The following is a 16,504-nucleotide window of genomic DNA, read 5'->3' as shown; positions in this document are numbered from 1 at the left end:
GTGAGAAGAGCCCTTTAAGATTGACAGTTATGTCTTAATCTTAGAGGGCTTTTTGTCATAGAGTCGTTTCGTTTATCTTTTATTACTTCGTTAACTTACTTTGTCGTACTCTAGTACAGCCTGCAGCTTGTTTCCTAGTACTAAAAACATAAACCACGCTTACATCAGCGGTTGTTCAGCCTTTGATGTAAGCGTGGTTTATCTATTTTAGGACTATTTACTCAGCCTTACTCTTTTATGCAAATGTGATGCAGACAGCCTCAGGGACGATAAAGTCAGAAGATAGGTTAGTGAGTTTTCCTGTTTCTTCATCGCGACCAAAAACGCTGATATTATCTGAATCTTGGTGGGCTACAATGAGGAAGCGATTGTCAGGACTGAGAATGAAATCACGAGGTGTTTTGCCAAGGCTTGGAACAATATCAACCAGTTCAAGACTGGCATCCCCTAGCACCTTGTAAATCGCAATCGAATGATGTCCACGGTTTGAGCTGTAAAGGAATTTTCCGTCTTGAGAGATACGAATAGCTGCAGTGCCATTAAAGCCGGTGTAGTCGCTTGGTAGGGTAGTGATAGTTTGCATGAGTTCAAATTCTCCCAAACCGTCGTAAATGAGTACTTCAATGGTTGAGTTCAACTCACAGATGAGATAGGCAATTTTTGCAGTTGGGTGGAAAACGATATGGCGTGGACCAGCACCTGGTGTTGCCTGATAGCGAGCGAGTGGCCCTAGTTTTCCTTGGTCAGATACCGTGTAAGTGATGACCTGATCCGTTCCTAAATCGCAGGTGACGAGGTATTTATCGGGAGTTAGGTCAGCAAAATGAACGTGGGGGCTGGCCTGATTTTCATGAGGGCCAGATCCTTCATGCTGTTGAGAGTCTGCTAACTCTAGTCCCCCATTTTCCAACCGTTTGTAGACCAAGACTTGTCCTTTATGGTAGTTGGCACCGTAGACCAGTTGGCGCTCTTCATCAACTGACACGTAACAGTGCGGTGCACCGTCTGCTACTACGTGGTTGATTAAGTCAAGATCCGGAGAAAAAGCAGCAATCCCCCCTTGGTTGCCTTTCGTTCCTACAGAGTAAAGAAACTGGTCAGCTGATAAAGCAAGATAGGTTGGATTTGGCTCAGCGACAACTAGGCGGCGGTTGCTCAACTCACCTGTTTCAGCATTGAAGTCTGCAACATAAATACCTTCAGAAACTCTACGAGTATAGGTTCCAAAATAAAGTGTCATCATCAAGTTCTCCCATTGTGTTATTGAAAAAATTATATCATATTTTGAGGAGAAAGTCCGCTTTCTATTGATTTCTATAACACGAAAATCCAAGATACATGGTATAATAGAAAAAAATACAAGAAAGGGTTTCATATGGACGATAAGAAACAAAAGTTTTACGTGTCTTGGTTTTTTAAATGGTTTGTTAATAATCAAGCAGTCACGTTTTTTCTCGTAACGCTCTTGGTCTTACTGACTATATTAGTCCTAACCAAGATTAGCTTTATTTTTAGCCCGATTGCTAGTTTTTTTGAGATTATCCTCTTGCCTATGTTACTGACAGGATTACTCTACTATTTAATCAATCCAATAGTTGATGTATTGGAACGATGCAGGGTGTCCCGAACCATCGCTATTGCTATTTTGTTTGTCGTGATTGCCTTTCTCTTGGTTTGGGGGTTGGCAGTTGTCATTCCAAGTATTCAAAGGCAGGTGGCTAGCTTTACTCGCAATCTTCCGACCTATATTCAAGAAATCGAGTTACAGGTGACTTCTCTCTTACAGGATGAACGATTTGAGCAGTTTCGTCCAACAGCTTTAGAAGCGTTAGACAATGTTAATAGTCAAATTATTTCTTTCGCCCAAAAATTATCTTCAAGTGCAGTGGATTGGGCGAAAGAGCTAATCAGTGCGACATCGCAGGTGGTGGTAGCTGTTTTGATTATGCCTTTCATACTCTTTTATCTCTTGCGCGATGGGCAATACTTGAAAGCACATATTACCAAATATCTGCCCATCAAATGGCGAACCTCAATCGGTAATGTCTTGACCGACGTCAATACTCAATTATCCAACTATGTCCGCGGTCAGGTAACGGTTGCGGTTATCGTTGCCTTGATGTTTTCGATTATGTTTTCAGTGATTGGACTTAGTTATCCGATTACTTTGGGGATTGTAGCTGGCTTTTTGAACCTAATTCCTTACCTTGGCTCTTTTCTTGCCATGATTCCTGCTCTTATTTTGGGAGCTATTGCAGGACCATTTATGCTGCTAAAAGTAGTCATTGTCTTTGTAGTGGAGCAAACGATTGAGGGACGCTTTGTAACACCGCTGATTATCGGTAGTTCCTTGAATATTCATCCCATTACCATTCTTTTTGTCCTTTTGACTGCTGGACAGATGTTTGGCGTGGTAGGTGTGCTTCTTGGAATTCCGATTTATGCCTCTATCAAGGTGGTCTTGAAAGCCATTTTTGACTGGTATAAGGAGTATAGTGGCTTGTACGAACCAGAAGATGAAGTGATTGAGGAGATGGATGAATAATAGTGAAAAAATGTTGACTTGTTTAGAGCAACAAGATTTACATAGGGCTATAAAATATTTCCAACGGGCCTTGGAGACTGATTCAGATGAGGTTTTGCTAGATTTGGCAGTGTATCTGGAAAGTATTGGTTTTTTGCCACAAGCAAAAGAAATCTATCTGCGTTTGCAGGAAAACTATCCGGAGCTTGCTATTCAACTAGCTCAAATTGCTAATGAAGATGGTTTGATAGATGAAGCATTTGGTTATTTGGAGCTGATTACTCCAGATAGTCCAGCCTACCTGGAAGCCTTGCTTGTGAAAGCTGACTTGTATCAGTCAGAGGGATTGGCTGATGTAGCAAGGGAAAAGTTATTAGAAGCTAGCCATTTGACCGATGAACCAGTGATTTTGTTTGGGCTAGCTGAACTAGATATGGAGTTGCAAGAATATAAGGAAGCTATTCAATACTATGCTCAGCTAGACAATCGTGAAATCTATGAATGGACAGGTATCTCCACTTATCAACGGATTGGACTGGCCTATGCTAGCCTTGGAAAATTTGAAGTAGCGATTGAATTTTTTGAAAAATCAGTTGAGCTGGCCTATGATGATCAGACTGTCTTTGAATTGGCGACTTTGTTGTTAGACCTGGAAGACTATCAAAAATCGGCCCTCTATTTCAAGCAGTTGGATGCGATGAATCCAGAATTTGAGGGCTATGAATATGCTTATGCTAAAGCTCTTCACGGAGAGCATCAGTTGACAGAAGCACGGGAGATGATAGCAAAGGGGCTTGCCAAAAACGAATATGATCCAGCCCTGCTCTTACTGGCCTCCCAGTATGCCTACGAGGATCACGATGTGAAGGCTGCAGAAGAATATCTCTTGCAAGCAAAGTCAAATATTGATGATGAAAATGAAGTCGTTCTGCGCCTAAGTAATCTCTACTTAGAACAGGAACGCTATGAAGAAGCTGTTCGCCTGTATTCGGAAGAATTGGATCATGTCTTAGCGATTTGGAATATTGCCAAAGCCTATCAAGCCTTGGAGAGAGATACTGAGGCGCTTGCTCTCTTTGAACAATTACAGCAGGATTTGGCTGAAAATCCTGAGTTTTTGGCAGATTATATCGAGTTATTGCGGCAACTAGGTCGAGTACAAGAAGCCAGAAACTTGGCGAGTCACTACCTGCACTTGGTGCCAGATGATCTCCTCATACAAGAATTTTATAATCAAGGATAAGGAATGGAAGCAAATAAATTATTTCAGTATAATACACTCGGTGCCTTGATGGCTGGCTTGTACGGTGGCTCTCTGACAGTTGGTGAATTGCTAGAACATGGTGATCTAGGGCTGGGAACGCTTGATTCGATTGACGGGGAATTGATTGTGTTAGACGGGAAAGCCTACCAAGCGAAAGGATCTGGTGACAAGCCAGAGGTGGTAGAGGTATCGCACGATATCAAGGTGCCTTATGCGGCGGTGATTTTCCATCAAGCAGAAGTGATTTTTAAGCAACGTTTTGAAATGACTGATAAGGAATTGCAGGCGCGGATTGAGTCTTATTACGATGGTGAAAATCTCTTTCGTTCGATTAAAATTCGCGGTCACTTCTCAAAAATGCATGTTCGAATGATTCCAAAATCGACATCAGATATGAAATTTGCAGAGGTTGCAACCCAACAGCCAGAATATACAGCAGAGAATATTTCAGGCACCATTGTCGGTATCTGGACACCTGAAATTTTTCACGGAGTGAGTGTCGCAGGCTATCATCTGCATTTTATCTCAGACGACTATAGTTTTGGTGGGCATGTTATGGATTATGTCATTCATCAAGGCTTTGTTGAATTAGGGGCTGTTGACCAGCTGGACCAACGTTTCCCAGTTCAGGATCGCCAATTTCTTTTTGCTAAATTCAATGCAAAAGAGATGCGAGAGGATATTGATAAGGTAGAATGAAAGACACAAAAAGAGACCTTTGCCTTTTTCAGAATGTAGTCAAACTTTCCATAGGGCAAAAAGTCTAAAAATGAGTGTGAAATGATACAATCGTTTAATGAACTCTTAAAAAGTGCATAGAAGTTACTTTTTAAGAGTTTTTCATTCTAAACGAGTAACGAAAAGGGGGGGGAGAAAGTTGGGAGCGGAAAAGAACTGAATTGGTAGAAAAAAGAGCTCGGTTGTTCCAACTCCCTATATTCTAGGTTAGGGTTGAAGCAGTCTATCTCCAGACTGCTTCACTGTCTCCGCACAGCTCCAACGGTCAGAGTAGTGACTGTTGGAGGTTGGAAATGAAGCCAACGAGTTCGCATCAGTCATCAGTCGTAGAGGTCAGATTTGGAGCTTAAAAAGCGGACAAATATGAGTAAGAGTTCTAGTGGAGATGTTTAGCCTATTTCCTTAAAATCAAACGCTGATCTGAGATGTTGATTTGAACTCTGAAAAGTGGAGCTGAGCTTTTGCACAGCTCCTTTCGTTTTCATGATTCTGTGGGTGAGGGCGGAGCCCCATCATGGATGTCTTGCCCAGCTTCTTTTCTTAAATCAGAAAGAGAGTTTGCTCTCGTTTTACAGACATCGGTGTATGTTTTACGACATGTCAATTCTTCATCAATAACAATCAAAAATAGGGAAATAGGGTGAGCATTTAGTCCCTGATAAGGCTATTAATGGGAGGAGAAGTCGAATATACAGCAGGAAAAAGTCTTTACTGACGAAACATTTATTTCCTGATGCTGAAAGCTGTCTATTTTGATAGCAAATAGACCACTTTCCCAGGTTCTGATATATCTGTATCTCGGGTACGAATAGCAAACTGAAAGACTATCTGTTACATTCCCTCAGTCATATCGTTTTTCTTCCGTGTGGGAAATGCACTGATTTTTCTCATCCCAGTAGTGAATACGTTCGAAAGATCCCTTGCGCCAGTAAAGAGGCAATCGCTCTCTTATATCATCTTGCATATCGAGTTGGTCAAGTTGGTCAATCGACCACCATTTTGGCGTACCCTCAGGCGATGCCCTCAAGATTTCGCCTTCAAAGTTCTCGCAGAGAAAGTCGTAGTAGACATAACGCTCTTTTCCGATTGGATTGGTAAAGCCAGAGATGCCTTTTAATTGCAGATTGAGGACGGTCAGTCCGGTTTCCTCCTTGACTTCACGAATAGCTGCTTCAAAGAAAGTCTCTGGAAATTCAACCTTACCACCAGGTTGAATCCAGCCCTTGAAATCATCATGCTGACGATTTAGCAGGAGAACTTGATTTTCCTTTTTAATACAAACATTGACATAGCTTTGAATCGTTTCGTTCATATTTCTTGCACTCTTCCTATTGTTTAGCTGATTGCTTCATGGTCTTAATCTTTGTTTCATCTGGAGTAACTCGCAGCGTTTTTTGGCCTTTGTAGGTAACAAATCCTGGTTTTCCACCAGTAGGCTTGTGTAATTTTTTAGCTTCAATCATGTCGACTTGTACCAAATTGGAGTAGCGGGCCTTGGAGAAGTAAGCAGCTAATTCTGCAGCGTCAGTCTTCACTTCGTCACTAGGGTCAAGATTGTCTGTGATGATGACATGACTTCCTGGAATGTCTTTGGCATGGAACCATAATTCGCCTTTTTTAGCTATTTTAAATGTTACTTCATCATTTTGGAGATTATTTTTCCCAACAAGGATGATTGTTTTACCGTCTGTTGCTAGATAGCGTTCTGGTTTCTGGCGCTTAACTATTTTTTCGCGATGACGACGTCTTAGATAGCCCGTCTCAATTAATTCTTCCCTAATTTCCTCAATTTCAGAAAGACTTGCCTGTTTCAGCATAGTGTCAACACTTTCGAGGTAATTGATAGTTGATGTTGTTTCTGTAATCAAACTATTTAGGTGTTTGACAGCTTCCTTTAGTTTCTGATATTTCTTGAAATAGCGCTGGGCATTTTGGCTTGGAGTGAGTGCGATATCTAATTCAATGGTCAAAGGCGCTCCTGTATAATAATTGTCTAGAGTGACATTTGCTAGGTTGTTTGGCACTTGATGGAGGTAGGTCGTTAGCAATTCCCCTTTTTGGCGGAAGAGTTCGGCAGTTTCAGTATCAAGAAGTTCTTGTTCTTGCTTGATGAGTTTCTTGCGATTTTTATCCAGTTCACTAGTTACCCGTTTAATCAATTCCTGAGCTTGCTGGGCAACCCGGTCGCGTTCTGCCTTATCCTGATAGTAGTAGTCAAGGAGTTGGGAGAGGTTCGCAAAGTCTTTTTGACTGTCTGCAAAAGGTACGGCAGAATAGGATGACGACGTTACATTTGGCTGACAGGCTTGTTCGAAAAAGTTACGGAAATTCTTGAGTCTATCAGTTGTCAAATGCCGCATTAATTCTGTTGCAGTATCGCGTCCCAAACCTTGGAAAAGAACCTGAAGCCGTTTGGGTGTGAGCTCTTCTGTACTCAAGAGTTCAAATAATTTCTCATTGCCAATCGTAAAGGGATTAAAATTCTGGGTTTCAGGAGGGCGGATATAGCTTGCCCCCGGTAGGATAGTTCGGTAGGAATTTTGAGAAAAGCCGACGTGTTTAATCGCTTCAATGATTCGCTCCTCAATCTTATCAAGGAGGAGAATATTACTATGCTTGCCCATGATTTCAATGATAAGACTGACCTTGATATGGTCTCCAATCTCGTCTTTGTTGGATACAATGAATTCCAGAATGCGGTCGTTATCCCACTGTTGGATTGATTCAATAATGGCACCCTGTAAATATTTCCGTAAAATCATGGTAAAGGTGTTTGGGATTTTGGGATTGGTAAATTCAGTCTGGGTCAGTTGGACGCGTCCAAAGACGGGATGAGCAGAAAGAAGTAACTTGTAGCTGGCTCGATTGTTACGGATGTGGAGGACTAGTTCCTGCTCAAAAGGCTGATTGATTTTCTGAATTCGACCGCCCTCAAGCGCCTCTCGCAATTCAGCTGTCATATGATGTAAAAAGAATCCGTCAAAAGACATATCTATTCCTCGTATTTCTAGTTCCTGCGGTTTATATATAACCTGCTTTCCAATTATACCATTTTTTAGAAAATTTATAAAAAACTATTGACAAAGTAAGGTGGAAGTTCTATAATGTTTACTAATCAGAAGAAGTAGTAAATGGTAAGTTTTCAGAGAGCTTGTGGGTATTGTGAACAAGTAGCGGACATTTATGAAATGGGCTGAGGTCATATGTTGAATTCAAAACAATGAGAATTCGGTTGGCACCCCTTACCGTGCAACTCCTTGATAGAGGAGGTGGAGATATGGAACCATTCTAGACAGTTTCCATAAGTGAGGTGGCACCGTGTCATTGACGCCCTTGCATACAGTTTTTTGTATGCAAGGGCTTTTTCTATAGTGTTATGGATAATAGACACTATATGAGGAGGGATTAGAGGATGAAAAAGCGTTGGCGAAGGTGGTTTTTATAAAGTATGAAATAGAAATATAGAGATAGTTTGTAGGTAAAAAGGAGATGAAATGATGAAAAACAAGAATTTATTGCTAACTATTTTAGCATTGGTAGTCATTGTTGTTGGGGGAATTTTCCTAACAAATAAAAAAGAAGATACGAAAGTGCAGACTGAGGGGAAGACGGTTAAGGTCGGGGTACTTCAGTTTGTGACCCACGAAGCCCTTGATGAAATTTACCGCGGGATTCAAGATGGTCTTGCAGAAGAGGGTTATACAGAAGCCAATATCAAGATTGACTTTATGAATGCTGAGGGTGATCAAGGAAAAATCACTACCATGAGCAAGCAATTGGTATCAAACGGCAATCAAGTTTTGGTAGGTATTGCGACACCAGCAGCTCAGGGACTTGCTCATGCAACTAGTGATTTACCAGTTGTCATGGGAGCAATCACCGACCCAGTTGGTGCCAAGTTGGTTAAAAGTATTGAAAAACCAGGTGCAAATGTGACAGGAGTTGCCAGTCCTCAACCGATTGCTCAACAGCTGGATTTAATGAAGAAAATCACTCCAAAGGCAAAAGTCATCGGTGTTCTTTACTCCAGTAACGAAGACAATTCCACATTAAACGTGGAAAAATTCACCGAATTAGCAGAAAAAGACGGATACACCGTACTGGCTTACCCAGTTCCATCCAGCAATGAGATTGCCTCAACCATGTCAGTCATGACCAGTAAGGTGGATGTTATCTGGATTCCTCAAGACAATGCTATTGCTTCAGCCTTTAAGACAGTAGTTGCAAGTAATAGAGAAGCAAAAGTCCCCATCTTTCCAAGTGCGGATACTATGGTAAAAGAAGGTGGCTTGGCATCTGTTGTTGTCAGCCAATATGGTCTTGGAGTTTCGACAGGAAAAATGACAGCTAAGATATTGAGAGGTGGAAAACCGGCTGAGACACCTGTTGATGTGGTGGACCAAGGTGCACCAATCATTAACAAAAAAGTGGCAGCAGAATTGGGGATTATGATTCCAGAAGAAATCGAAAAAGCTGCTGGCGAAATTGTAGAATAAAGGAAGTATAGTCTTTTAGTTTACTTTTCGTACTAGGCAAGGAGCTGCAGGCTGTATTAGAGTACGGCAAAGCGAGTGAACGAAGTAATAAAAGACTATATAAAGAAGAGAAAAGAGAGTAAGGAAAGATCACTGCCCAATAATGGCTTGCTCTTTTCTTAAAACATAGGAAGAAAATATGATTGTATCAATAGTATCACAGGGCTTGGCCTGGTCCATCTTGGGACTTGGCATTTATATGACTTTTAGGATTTTGAATTTTCCAGATATGACAGCTGAGGGAAGTTTTCCTTTGGGCGGTGCGGTTGCTGTCACTTTGATTAGTAGTGGTATGAACCCATTTCTTGCAACCCTCTTAGCCGTTCTGGCAGGTTGCGTAGCAGGTCTAGCAACAGGGTTGCTTTATACCAAGGGAAAGATCCCGACTCTTCTTTCAGGAATTTTAGTCATGACTTCTTGCCATTCCATTATGTTGATGATTATGGGGCGAGCTAATCTCGGTCTATTAGGGACCCAACAGATTCAAGATTATCTCCCTTTTAGCAATCCTGTCAATAATTTGGTTGCGGACTTGATTTTTGTGGTTTTAGTTATTGTAGCCTTGCTCTTTTTCCTTGATACAAAGTTGGGGCAGGCCTATATTGCAACAGGAGACAACCCCGATATGGCGAGGAGTTTTGGTATCAATACTGATAGTATGGAGTTGATGGGCTTGGTCTTGTCAAATGGTGTGATTGCCTTAGCAGGGGCGCTCATCGCCCAACAGGAGGGATATGCAGATGTTTCGCGTGGCATTGGAGTTATTGTCATTGGTCTTGCTAGTCTTATCATTGGAGAAGTTCTCTTTAAGAGCTTAACCTTGGCAGAGCGTTTGATAACCATTGTTGTGGGAGCGATTATCTACCAATTTCTTATCTGGACGGTGATTGCACTTGGCTTTAATACTAGTTATCTTCGTATTTACAGCGCTGTGATTTTGGCTCTCTGTCTCATGATTCCAACTCTGAAAACAAAATTTTTCAAAGGAGTGACCATTAGCAAATGACAGTAATTGTAGAATTAGAAAATGCCACAAAAGTGGTTAATAATGGCTTGGATGAAGAAAAAGTGATTTTACATCAGGTTTCACTGACCATTCATGAGCATGATTTTATCACAATTTTAGGGGGAAACGGTGCGGGAAAATCAACTCTTTTCAATGTGATTGCAGGGACCTTGCCTCTTACGAGCGGTACTATTCGTATCCTGGGAGAGGATGTGACCAAGCTTTCACCTGAAAAGCGGGCCAAGTACCTGGCACGGGTTTTCCAGGATCCCAAAATGGGAACAGCTCCGCGGATGACGGTTGCAGAAAATCTTTTGATTGCGAAGTTCCGTGGAGAAGGTCGTGGGCTTGTTCCGCGAAAACTGAATAGCTATAAGAAAGAATTTCAAGCAACAGTTACTCAGATTGGTAATGGTCTTGAAAACCACCTAGACACTCCGATTGAATTTCTCTCTGGTGGGCAACGACAGGCCTTAAGTCTTCTAATGGCGACTTTGAAGCGTCCAGAATTACTGCTGTTGGATGAACATACAGCGGCTCTTGACCCCAAAACTAGTGTGGCTCTCATGGAATTGACTGACCACTTTGTGACCAAGGATCAGTTAACTGCCCTTATGATTACCCACCAGATGGAAGATGCTCTCAAATATGGCAATCGTCTTCTAGTCATGAAGGACGGCCATATCATTCAGGATTTGAATAAAGTAGAAAAAGAAGCCCTGACCTTGGAAGATTACTATCGCTTGTTTGAATAGAATGCAAATCCCTAGTCAAAGACTGGGGATTTTTGGATGGCTAGCTCTTACATTCTCTTTGGAGCTCAAAACAACATTTTGTTATCTTATCTCATCTTACGGAGTTGAATTCGGGTTAAAAGTTCGGAAAAAGAGCTGCAGCTATTTCGGCTTTCGCTGATTACAGGTACGGGCTATCTTTAGGTATACCATACTTGGGAGGGGAAAATAGACGTTTGCTAGCACAAAGTCCCAGCTTTCTCACTTTATGAACCGAATGACGTTGGCGCAGTGGTTGATTGCTATGCACTTGAAAGTTGGAGATGAACGGCTGCTCCTTTTTGTTTTAAGGGAACAGACTAAAAAGCTCCACTGGAGTTTTTACTCATATTTTGTTCCTGTTTCACACTCCAAATCTGACCTCTACGACTGTTGCGAACTCGTTGGCTTCATGTTCAACTTCCAACAGTCACTACTCAGACTATTGGAGCTGTGTGGGGTGGGAGTGAAAGGGTCTGGGAATATACCGTTTCACTCCTAAGCTAGAATGCAGGAAATAAGGAAAAACGGACCTATAGAGTTCTTTCCCACTCCCTTCAGATTTCCTAATTTTACCGTAGCTGTTGCAGGGCTGTGCCTGCTTACAGATACGGCTGCCCTAGGAGTACACTATGCGCCTCAACACCTCGTATCTTGTTTTGAGCTATATTTTGAAAAAATATTGGAAAAAGGGTATAATAGTACAGATATGCAAGAAATTGCAAGACTGTAATTCGACTTGGGATACCAAGGACCGTTAGTAATACTCTTTGAAAATCAAATCTATCATACTTTGTTGGATTAACTTGCGGAATTTCGTTTCTTTCTATGATTGAAAGCTCGTTTTTTTGTCTGGGAAGCTAAATCTGATTTCGATTTTCTTTAAAGAGAAAAAATAAATAAAGGAGTTATCATGACTGATATCAATATTGTGGCTTTGGGCGGTGTTCGTGAGAATGGAAAAAATCTCTACATTACCGAAGTCAATGACACAATTTTTGTCTTGGATGCTGGGCTGAAATATCCAGAGAATGAACAGCTTGGTGTAGATGTAATCGTACCAAACTTTGAGTATTTGGTGGAAAATAAGCAACGTGTGGCGGGTGTATTTTTGACCCATGGGCATGCGGATGCGATTGGAGCCTTGCCTTATTTGCTAGAAAATGTACGGGTACCCGTTTTTGGATCTCATTTGACCATTGAATTGGCTAAATTGGTTGTTAAGAATTATAATGCAACTAAAAAATTCAAGGATTTTCATGTCATTAATTCAGAAACAGAGATTGATTTTGGGACCTCTGTTGTGTCTTTCTTTAAAACGACCCACTCGATTCCTGAAAGTTTAGGGGTTGTCATTAAGACAGATGAGGGAAATATTGTTTATACAGGCGATTTTAAATTTGACCAAGCTGCAGATTCTTTTTACAAGACAGATTTTGGTCGTTTAGCAGAAATTGGAAATGAAGGTGTACTAGCGCTCTTGTCTGACTCAGCCAATGCAGATAGCAATATTCAGGTTGCCAGTATGCATGAGGAAGCAGAAGAAATTCTCAATACCATTGCAGATTGGGAAGGGCGCGTCATCGTTGCTGCGGTTGCCAGTAATATTGTCCGTATCCAGCAAATCTTTGATGCTGCTGAAGCAACAGGTCGCCGTGTGGTGTTGACAGGCTACGACGTAGAAAATATCGTTCGCACTGCTATTCAGTTGAAGAAATTGCGCTTAGTTAGTGAACGTTTATTGATTAAGCCAAAAGAAATGAGTAAGTTTGAGGAACATGAGTTGATTATCTTAGAAACAGGCCGTATGGGTGAACCTTTAAATGGCTTACGTAAGATGTCAATCGGTCGCCATCGTTATGTTGAAATCAAGGAGGGAGACTTGGTTTACATTGTCACAACACCGACTATTTCAAAAGAAGCAGTTGTGGCAAGGGTGGAAAATATGATTTACCAAGCAGGCGGTGTGGTTAAATCAATCACCAAGAATTTGCGAGTATCAGGGCATGGGAACGCGCGTGATTTGCAGCTAATGTTGAATATCTTGCGTCCTAAGTATTTGTTCCCAGTGCAAGGGGAATATCGACAGCTAGATGCTCATGCACGAGCAGCACTTGAAATAGGTTTGTATCCGGAAAATATTTTCATTGTTAAACGTGGGGATATTATGAGCTATGAGCGAGGCGAATTTGTCCATAATGGTTCTGTCCCAGCAGGCGATGTCATGATTGATGGAAATGCAATTGGAGATGTTGGCAACATCGTTCTTCGTGATCGTAAAATCTTATCAGAAGATGGTATTTTCATTGTAGCAATCACGGTCAATCGTCGTGAAAAACGGATTGTTTCAAAAGCCAAGGTTAATACACGTGGATTTATCTATGTGAAAAAGAGTCGTGATATTTTACGTGAGGCTTCAGAATTAGTCAATATAACGGTAGAAAATTACTTTACAAAAGATAATTTTGACTGGACAGAGCTTAAGGCATCTGTCCGTGACGAACTCGCAAAATACCTTTTTGACCAAACCAAGAGACGCCCTGCTATTCTACCTGTTATTATGGAAGTCAAATAGCATAGCAAAATGATACTCTACTAAAATCAACACTATACTTTGTCAACTTGCTTTGGTGAAAGCTAGTTCGACTTTTCATTTCACTTGTTACTATGCTGTTGATTTTTAATTGAGTATGACCAGAAACAGGTGGCAGTTGTGAACAAGGTAAAGCAGCACTTTTTCTATTGAGAAGGAGAGAAGAATTATGGCCCTAATGAGTATTACTTATTATTCATCTGTGATGGACTTGGACTTATCAGTCCAAATCTTGTACCCTGATAGGGGACGAGTGGACAAGCCTGATGACACAGATATTCCTGTCTTATATCTTCTGCATGGAATGGGTGGGCGAGATACGACTTGGTTGCGATTGACAGCCTTGGAACGCTTGGTGCGCAAGACCAATCTAATTGTTGTCATGCCAGATACCCATAATGGTTGGTATGTTAATACCCAGTATGGGTATCCTTATTTTGATGCGTTAGCAATTGAACTGCCAGATGTGTTAAAGCGTTTTTTTCCCAATATGACAGATAAACGTGAGAAGACTTTCATTGCAGGCTTGTCTATGGGAGGCTATGGAGCTATGTATTTGGCCTTAGAAACCAATCGCTTTTCTCATGTTGCCAGTCTATCAGGTGCTCTTAGCTTTAAGGAGTTTGACCCAAGAAAGGAAAGTTTGGGAAATCTTGCCTATTGGACAGGAACCTTTGGCGAGATTACAGATTGGGAAAGTCCAGAGAATCCTTATTCCCTCGTCAATCTAGCAAAAAAAGCAGATAAAATGACGAAGATGTATATCTGGTGTGGGGAGCAAGATTTCCTATTAGCTTCCAATAACTTTGCAGCTCAGTCCTTTAAAGAACTAGGCTATACGGTTGATTATCAGACAGCGCCTGGTAGGCATGAATGGTACTATTGGGATAAGCAGTTAGAAGTGGTTTTGTCTTGGCTTCCAATTGATTTTCAATTAGAAGAACGTTTGTCTTAATAGAAGATGAATAGAAGATGTGATGCAATAATTATGATGATACTACAAGGAATTAAAATTGAGCGCTCCTTTGCAGGGGAAGCGCTCTTTGAAAATATCAATTTGCAGGTGGACGAACGAGATCGGATTGCCATTGTAGGGAAAAATGGTGCTGGTAAGTCAACCTTGCTCAAAATCTTAGTCGGTGAGGAAGCGCCGACTAGTGGGGAAATGATACGTAAGAAAGATTTGTCCCTGTCTTATCTGGCGCAAAATAGCCGTTTTGAATCAGAAAATACTATTTATGAGGAAATGCTACAGGTCTTTTCTGGGCTTCGCCAGATTGAAAAACGCTTGCGGGATATGGAAATTCAAATGGGGGAATTGGTAGGCTTAGAATTGGATCAGTTAATTCAAGCCTATGATCATTTGTCAGAAGAATTTCGCCTAGCGGGCGGTTTTACCTATGAGGCAGATATTCACGCTATTTTAAACGGCTTTAAGTTTGACGAGTCCATGTGGCAGATGAAGATTTCAGCCCTATCAGGTGGACAAAACACCCGCCTGTCTTTGGCTAAAATGTTGTTAGAAAAGCCAGAATTATTGGTTCTTGATGAGCCAACTAACCACCTGGATATTGAAACGATTGCCTGGCTGGAAAACTATCTTGTTCATTACAAGGGGGCGCTTATTATTGTTAGCCATGACCGCTATTTCTTAGACAAGGTTACAACGATTACGCTTGATTTGACTGCGACTTCTCTGGAGCGCTATGTAGGGAATTATTCGACCTTTGTTGCATTAAAAGAACAAAAGTTGTTGACCGAATGGCAAAACTATGAAAAGCAGCAAAAAGAGATTGCTAAGTTGGAGGATTTTGTCCAGAAGAATATTGTCCGAGCTTCCACTACCAAGAGGGCTCAAGCAAGGCGTAAGCAACTGGAGAAAATGGAGCGATTGGATAAGCCGAGCTTGGAGCAAAAATCTGCTAAGATGACTTTCCATTCGAACAAGTCCTCTGGGAATATTGTTCTTACAGTCGAGCAGGCTGCAGTGGGCTACAATGGTGAGGTTCTCTCGGAACCGATTCACATTGACCAGCGGAAGCTTGATGCTATTGCTATTGTAGGTCCTAACGGTATCGGAAAAACGACCCTTTTAAAATCGATTATTGGTCAGCTACCTTTTATCAAAGGTGAAGCGAGATTTGGTGCCAATGTTGAAGTTGGTTACTATGACCAGACCCAGTCTGTCTTGACCCCCTCTCATTCTGTTTTAGAAGAACTGTGGTCTGCGTTTCCAACAATTCCTGAAGTGGAGATCCGTAGCCGTTTGGGAGCCTTTCTCTTTTCAGGTGATGATGTCAAAAAATCAATTTCTATGCTTTCTGGTGGAGAAAAAGCGCGGGTTTTGTTGGCAAAACTGTCTATGGAAAACAATAATTTTCTAATTCTGGATGAGCCGACCAACCATTTGGATATTGATAGCAAGGAAGTCTTGGAAAATGCTTTGATTCAGTACGATGGAACCCTACTGTTCGTCAGTCATGACCGCTATTTTATCAATCGGGTAGCAACCAAGGTTCTCGAACTATCCGAGACAGGCAGTACTCTTTATTTAGGGGATTACGATTATTATTTGGAGAAAAAAGCTGAGCAATCAGCAAGTGTAGAAGAGCCAAGAGACCTTGCAAAGACAATGAATTCGAGCGGAGCTAGCGATTATCAAGTGCAGAAAGAAAACCAAAAAGAGCAGCGAAAAATAGCCCGCCAAATTGAGCAGCTCGAAACTGAAATTGACGATCTAGAAAATCGCTTAGCCCAGCTTCAAGAGGCGATGCTTGGGACCAATGATGTTGGTGAATTGACCGAACTCCAAAAGGAAATGGATACTTTAATGCACCAACAAGCTGATTTCATGCAGGAATGGGAGAACTTAACAGAGAAGCTTGAGATACTTGCTTCTGTATAACAGACTATGGTTTTTTTAGGGAAAAGGGAGGATATACATAGTTTAAGGAGCCTATCCGCTAATGGAGGCTCCTTTTAAAGTGTAAATATTTAGATATAGTCTTTTCGTTTATCTCTTAGTACTAGGCAAGGAGCTGCAGGCTGTACTGGAGTACGGCAAAGCGAGT

The 16,504-nt window shown here is 41.4% G+C and carries 12 protein-coding genes; 9 read left to right on the top strand and 3 right to left on the bottom strand.

Annotation, left to right across the window (positions count from 1 at the left end):
• Positions 1 to 235: 235 nt before the first annotated feature.
• Positions 236 to 1,240, bottom strand: coding sequence for a lactonase family protein (locus E4T79_RS00995; protein ID WP_194183748.1), 1,005 nt, complete (start codon positions 1,238 to 1,240; stop codon positions 236 to 238).
• 135 nt (positions 1,241 to 1,375) lie between these two features.
• Here E4T79_RS00995 and E4T79_RS00990 point away from each other — a divergent pair, with 135 nt between their 5' ends.
• From E4T79_RS00990 to budA, 3 genes are read left to right on the top strand one after another with little or no spacing between them, the layout of a single operon-like run.
• Positions 1,376 to 2,545, top strand: a complete 1,170-nt coding sequence (locus E4T79_RS00990; protein ID WP_135026872.1) for an AI-2E family transporter — start codon at positions 1,376 to 1,378, stop codon at positions 2,543 to 2,545.
• Entirely contained in the window at positions 2,538 to 3,767 is a 1,230-nt protein-coding gene (locus E4T79_RS00985) for a tetratricopeptide repeat protein (protein WP_135026871.1), read from the top strand. The genes E4T79_RS00990 and E4T79_RS00985 overlap by 8 nt, the downstream gene beginning before the upstream one ends.
• A gap of 3 nt (positions 3,768 to 3,770) precedes the next feature.
• The gene (budA, locus tag E4T79_RS00980) at positions 3,771 to 4,487 is read left to right on the top strand and encodes an acetolactate decarboxylase (protein WP_135026870.1); all 717 of its coding nucleotides are present in this window, start codon (positions 3,771 to 3,773) and stop codon (positions 4,485 to 4,487) included.
• A gap of 880 nt (positions 4,488 to 5,367) precedes the next feature.
• Here budA and E4T79_RS00975 read toward each other — a convergent pair.
• Together E4T79_RS00975 and E4T79_RS00970 are read right to left on the bottom strand one after the other, a co-directional pair.
• A complete protein-coding gene (locus E4T79_RS00975; protein ID WP_135026869.1) occupies positions 5,368 to 5,838 on the bottom strand; it encodes an 8-oxo-dGTP diphosphatase in 471 nt (156 codons plus the stop codon).
• A 16-nt stretch (positions 5,839 to 5,854) separates the two neighbouring features.
• Positions 5,855 to 7,516: an NFACT RNA binding domain-containing protein gene (locus tag E4T79_RS00970; protein WP_135026868.1), complete on the bottom strand. Its 1,662-nt coding sequence runs from the start codon at positions 7,514 to 7,516 to the stop codon at positions 5,855 to 5,857.
• Between the two features lie 507 nt (positions 7,517 to 8,023).
• On the opposite strand from E4T79_RS00970, the gene trpX reads away from it, so the two are divergent.
• The 6 genes from trpX to abc-f all read left to right on the top strand — a co-directional run bounded on the left by trpX (position 8,024) and on the right by abc-f (position 16,338).
• Complete coding sequence (trpX, locus tag E4T79_RS00965; RefSeq protein ID WP_135026910.1) at positions 8,024 to 9,022, top strand: tryptophan ABC transporter substrate-binding protein; 999 nt, start codon at positions 8,024 to 8,026, stop codon at positions 9,020 to 9,022.
• 178 nt (positions 9,023 to 9,200) lie between these two features.
• On the top strand, positions 9,201 to 10,067 hold the full coding sequence (locus E4T79_RS00960) for an ABC transporter permease (RefSeq protein ID WP_135026867.1): 867 nt from the start codon (positions 9,201 to 9,203) through the stop codon (positions 10,065 to 10,067).
• Positions 10,064 to 10,822 carry an ABC transporter ATP-binding protein gene (locus E4T79_RS00955; RefSeq protein WP_135026866.1) on the top strand — a complete coding sequence of 253 codons (759 nt, stop codon included), beginning with the start codon at positions 10,064 to 10,066 and terminating at the stop codon, positions 10,820 to 10,822. The genes E4T79_RS00960 and E4T79_RS00955 overlap by 4 nt, the downstream gene beginning before the upstream one ends.
• Before the next feature lie 931 nt (positions 10,823 to 11,753).
• Positions 11,754 to 13,415 (top strand): ribonuclease J, encoded by a 1,662-nt coding sequence (locus tag E4T79_RS00950; RefSeq protein ID WP_135026865.1) that lies wholly within the window; start codon positions 11,754 to 11,756, stop codon positions 13,413 to 13,415.
• 187 nt (positions 13,416 to 13,602) lie between these two features.
• Complete coding sequence (locus tag E4T79_RS00945) at positions 13,603 to 14,388, top strand: alpha/beta hydrolase family protein (protein ID WP_135026864.1); 786 nt, start codon at positions 13,603 to 13,605, stop codon at positions 14,386 to 14,388.
• A gap of 33 nt (positions 14,389 to 14,421) precedes the next feature.
• Entirely contained in the window at positions 14,422 to 16,338 is a 1,917-nt protein-coding gene (gene abc-f / locus E4T79_RS00940) for a ribosomal protection-like ABC-F family protein (protein WP_135026863.1), read from the top strand.
• The last annotated feature ends 166 nt before the right edge of the window (positions 16,339 to 16,504 follow it).

This window comes from Streptococcus sp. LYSM12, assembly GCF_004569635.1.
In the GTDB taxonomy this organism is placed as follows: Bacteria; Bacillota; Bacilli; order Lactobacillales; family Streptococcaceae; genus Streptococcus.
This window is presented reverse-complemented; position numbering and strand designations above follow the sequence as displayed.

What these genes read in the sequence shown, in the direction of transcription:
- E4T79_RS00985 (WP_135026871.1), top strand. Translation starts at nt 2,538, where the DNA reads ATGAATAATAGTGAAAAAATGTTGACTTGTTTAGAGCAACAAGATTTA.
- E4T79_RS00960 (WP_135026867.1), top strand. Translation starts at nt 9,201, where the DNA reads ATGATTGTATCAATAGTATCACAGGGCTTGGCCTGGTCCATCTTGGGA.
- trpX (WP_135026910.1), top strand. Translation starts at nt 8,024, where the DNA reads ATGAAAAACAAGAATTTATTGCTAACTATTTTAGCATTGGTAGTCATT.
- E4T79_RS00970 (WP_135026868.1), bottom strand. Translation starts at nt 7,516, where the DNA reads ATGTCTTTTGACGGATTCTTTTTACATCATATGACAGCTGAATTGCGA.
- E4T79_RS00955 (WP_135026866.1), top strand. Translation starts at nt 10,064, where the DNA reads ATGACAGTAATTGTAGAATTAGAAAATGCCACAAAAGTGGTTAATAAT.
- E4T79_RS00990 (WP_135026872.1), top strand. Translation starts at nt 1,376, where the DNA reads ATGGACGATAAGAAACAAAAGTTTTACGTGTCTTGGTTTTTTAAATGG.
- E4T79_RS00945 (WP_135026864.1), top strand. Translation starts at nt 13,603, where the DNA reads ATGGCCCTAATGAGTATTACTTATTATTCATCTGTGATGGACTTGGAC.
- E4T79_RS00975 (WP_135026869.1), bottom strand. Translation starts at nt 5,838, where the DNA reads ATGAACGAAACGATTCAAAGCTATGTCAATGTTTGTATTAAAAAGGAA.
- abc-f (WP_135026863.1), top strand. Translation starts at nt 14,422, where the DNA reads ATGATGATACTACAAGGAATTAAAATTGAGCGCTCCTTTGCAGGGGAA.
- budA (WP_135026870.1), top strand. Translation starts at nt 3,771, where the DNA reads ATGGAAGCAAATAAATTATTTCAGTATAATACACTCGGTGCCTTGATG.
- E4T79_RS00995 (WP_194183748.1), bottom strand. Translation starts at nt 1,240, where the DNA reads ATGACACTTTATTTTGGAACCTATACTCGTAGAGTTTCTGAAGGTATT.
- E4T79_RS00950 (WP_135026865.1), top strand. Translation starts at nt 11,754, where the DNA reads ATGACTGATATCAATATTGTGGCTTTGGGCGGTGTTCGTGAGAATGGA.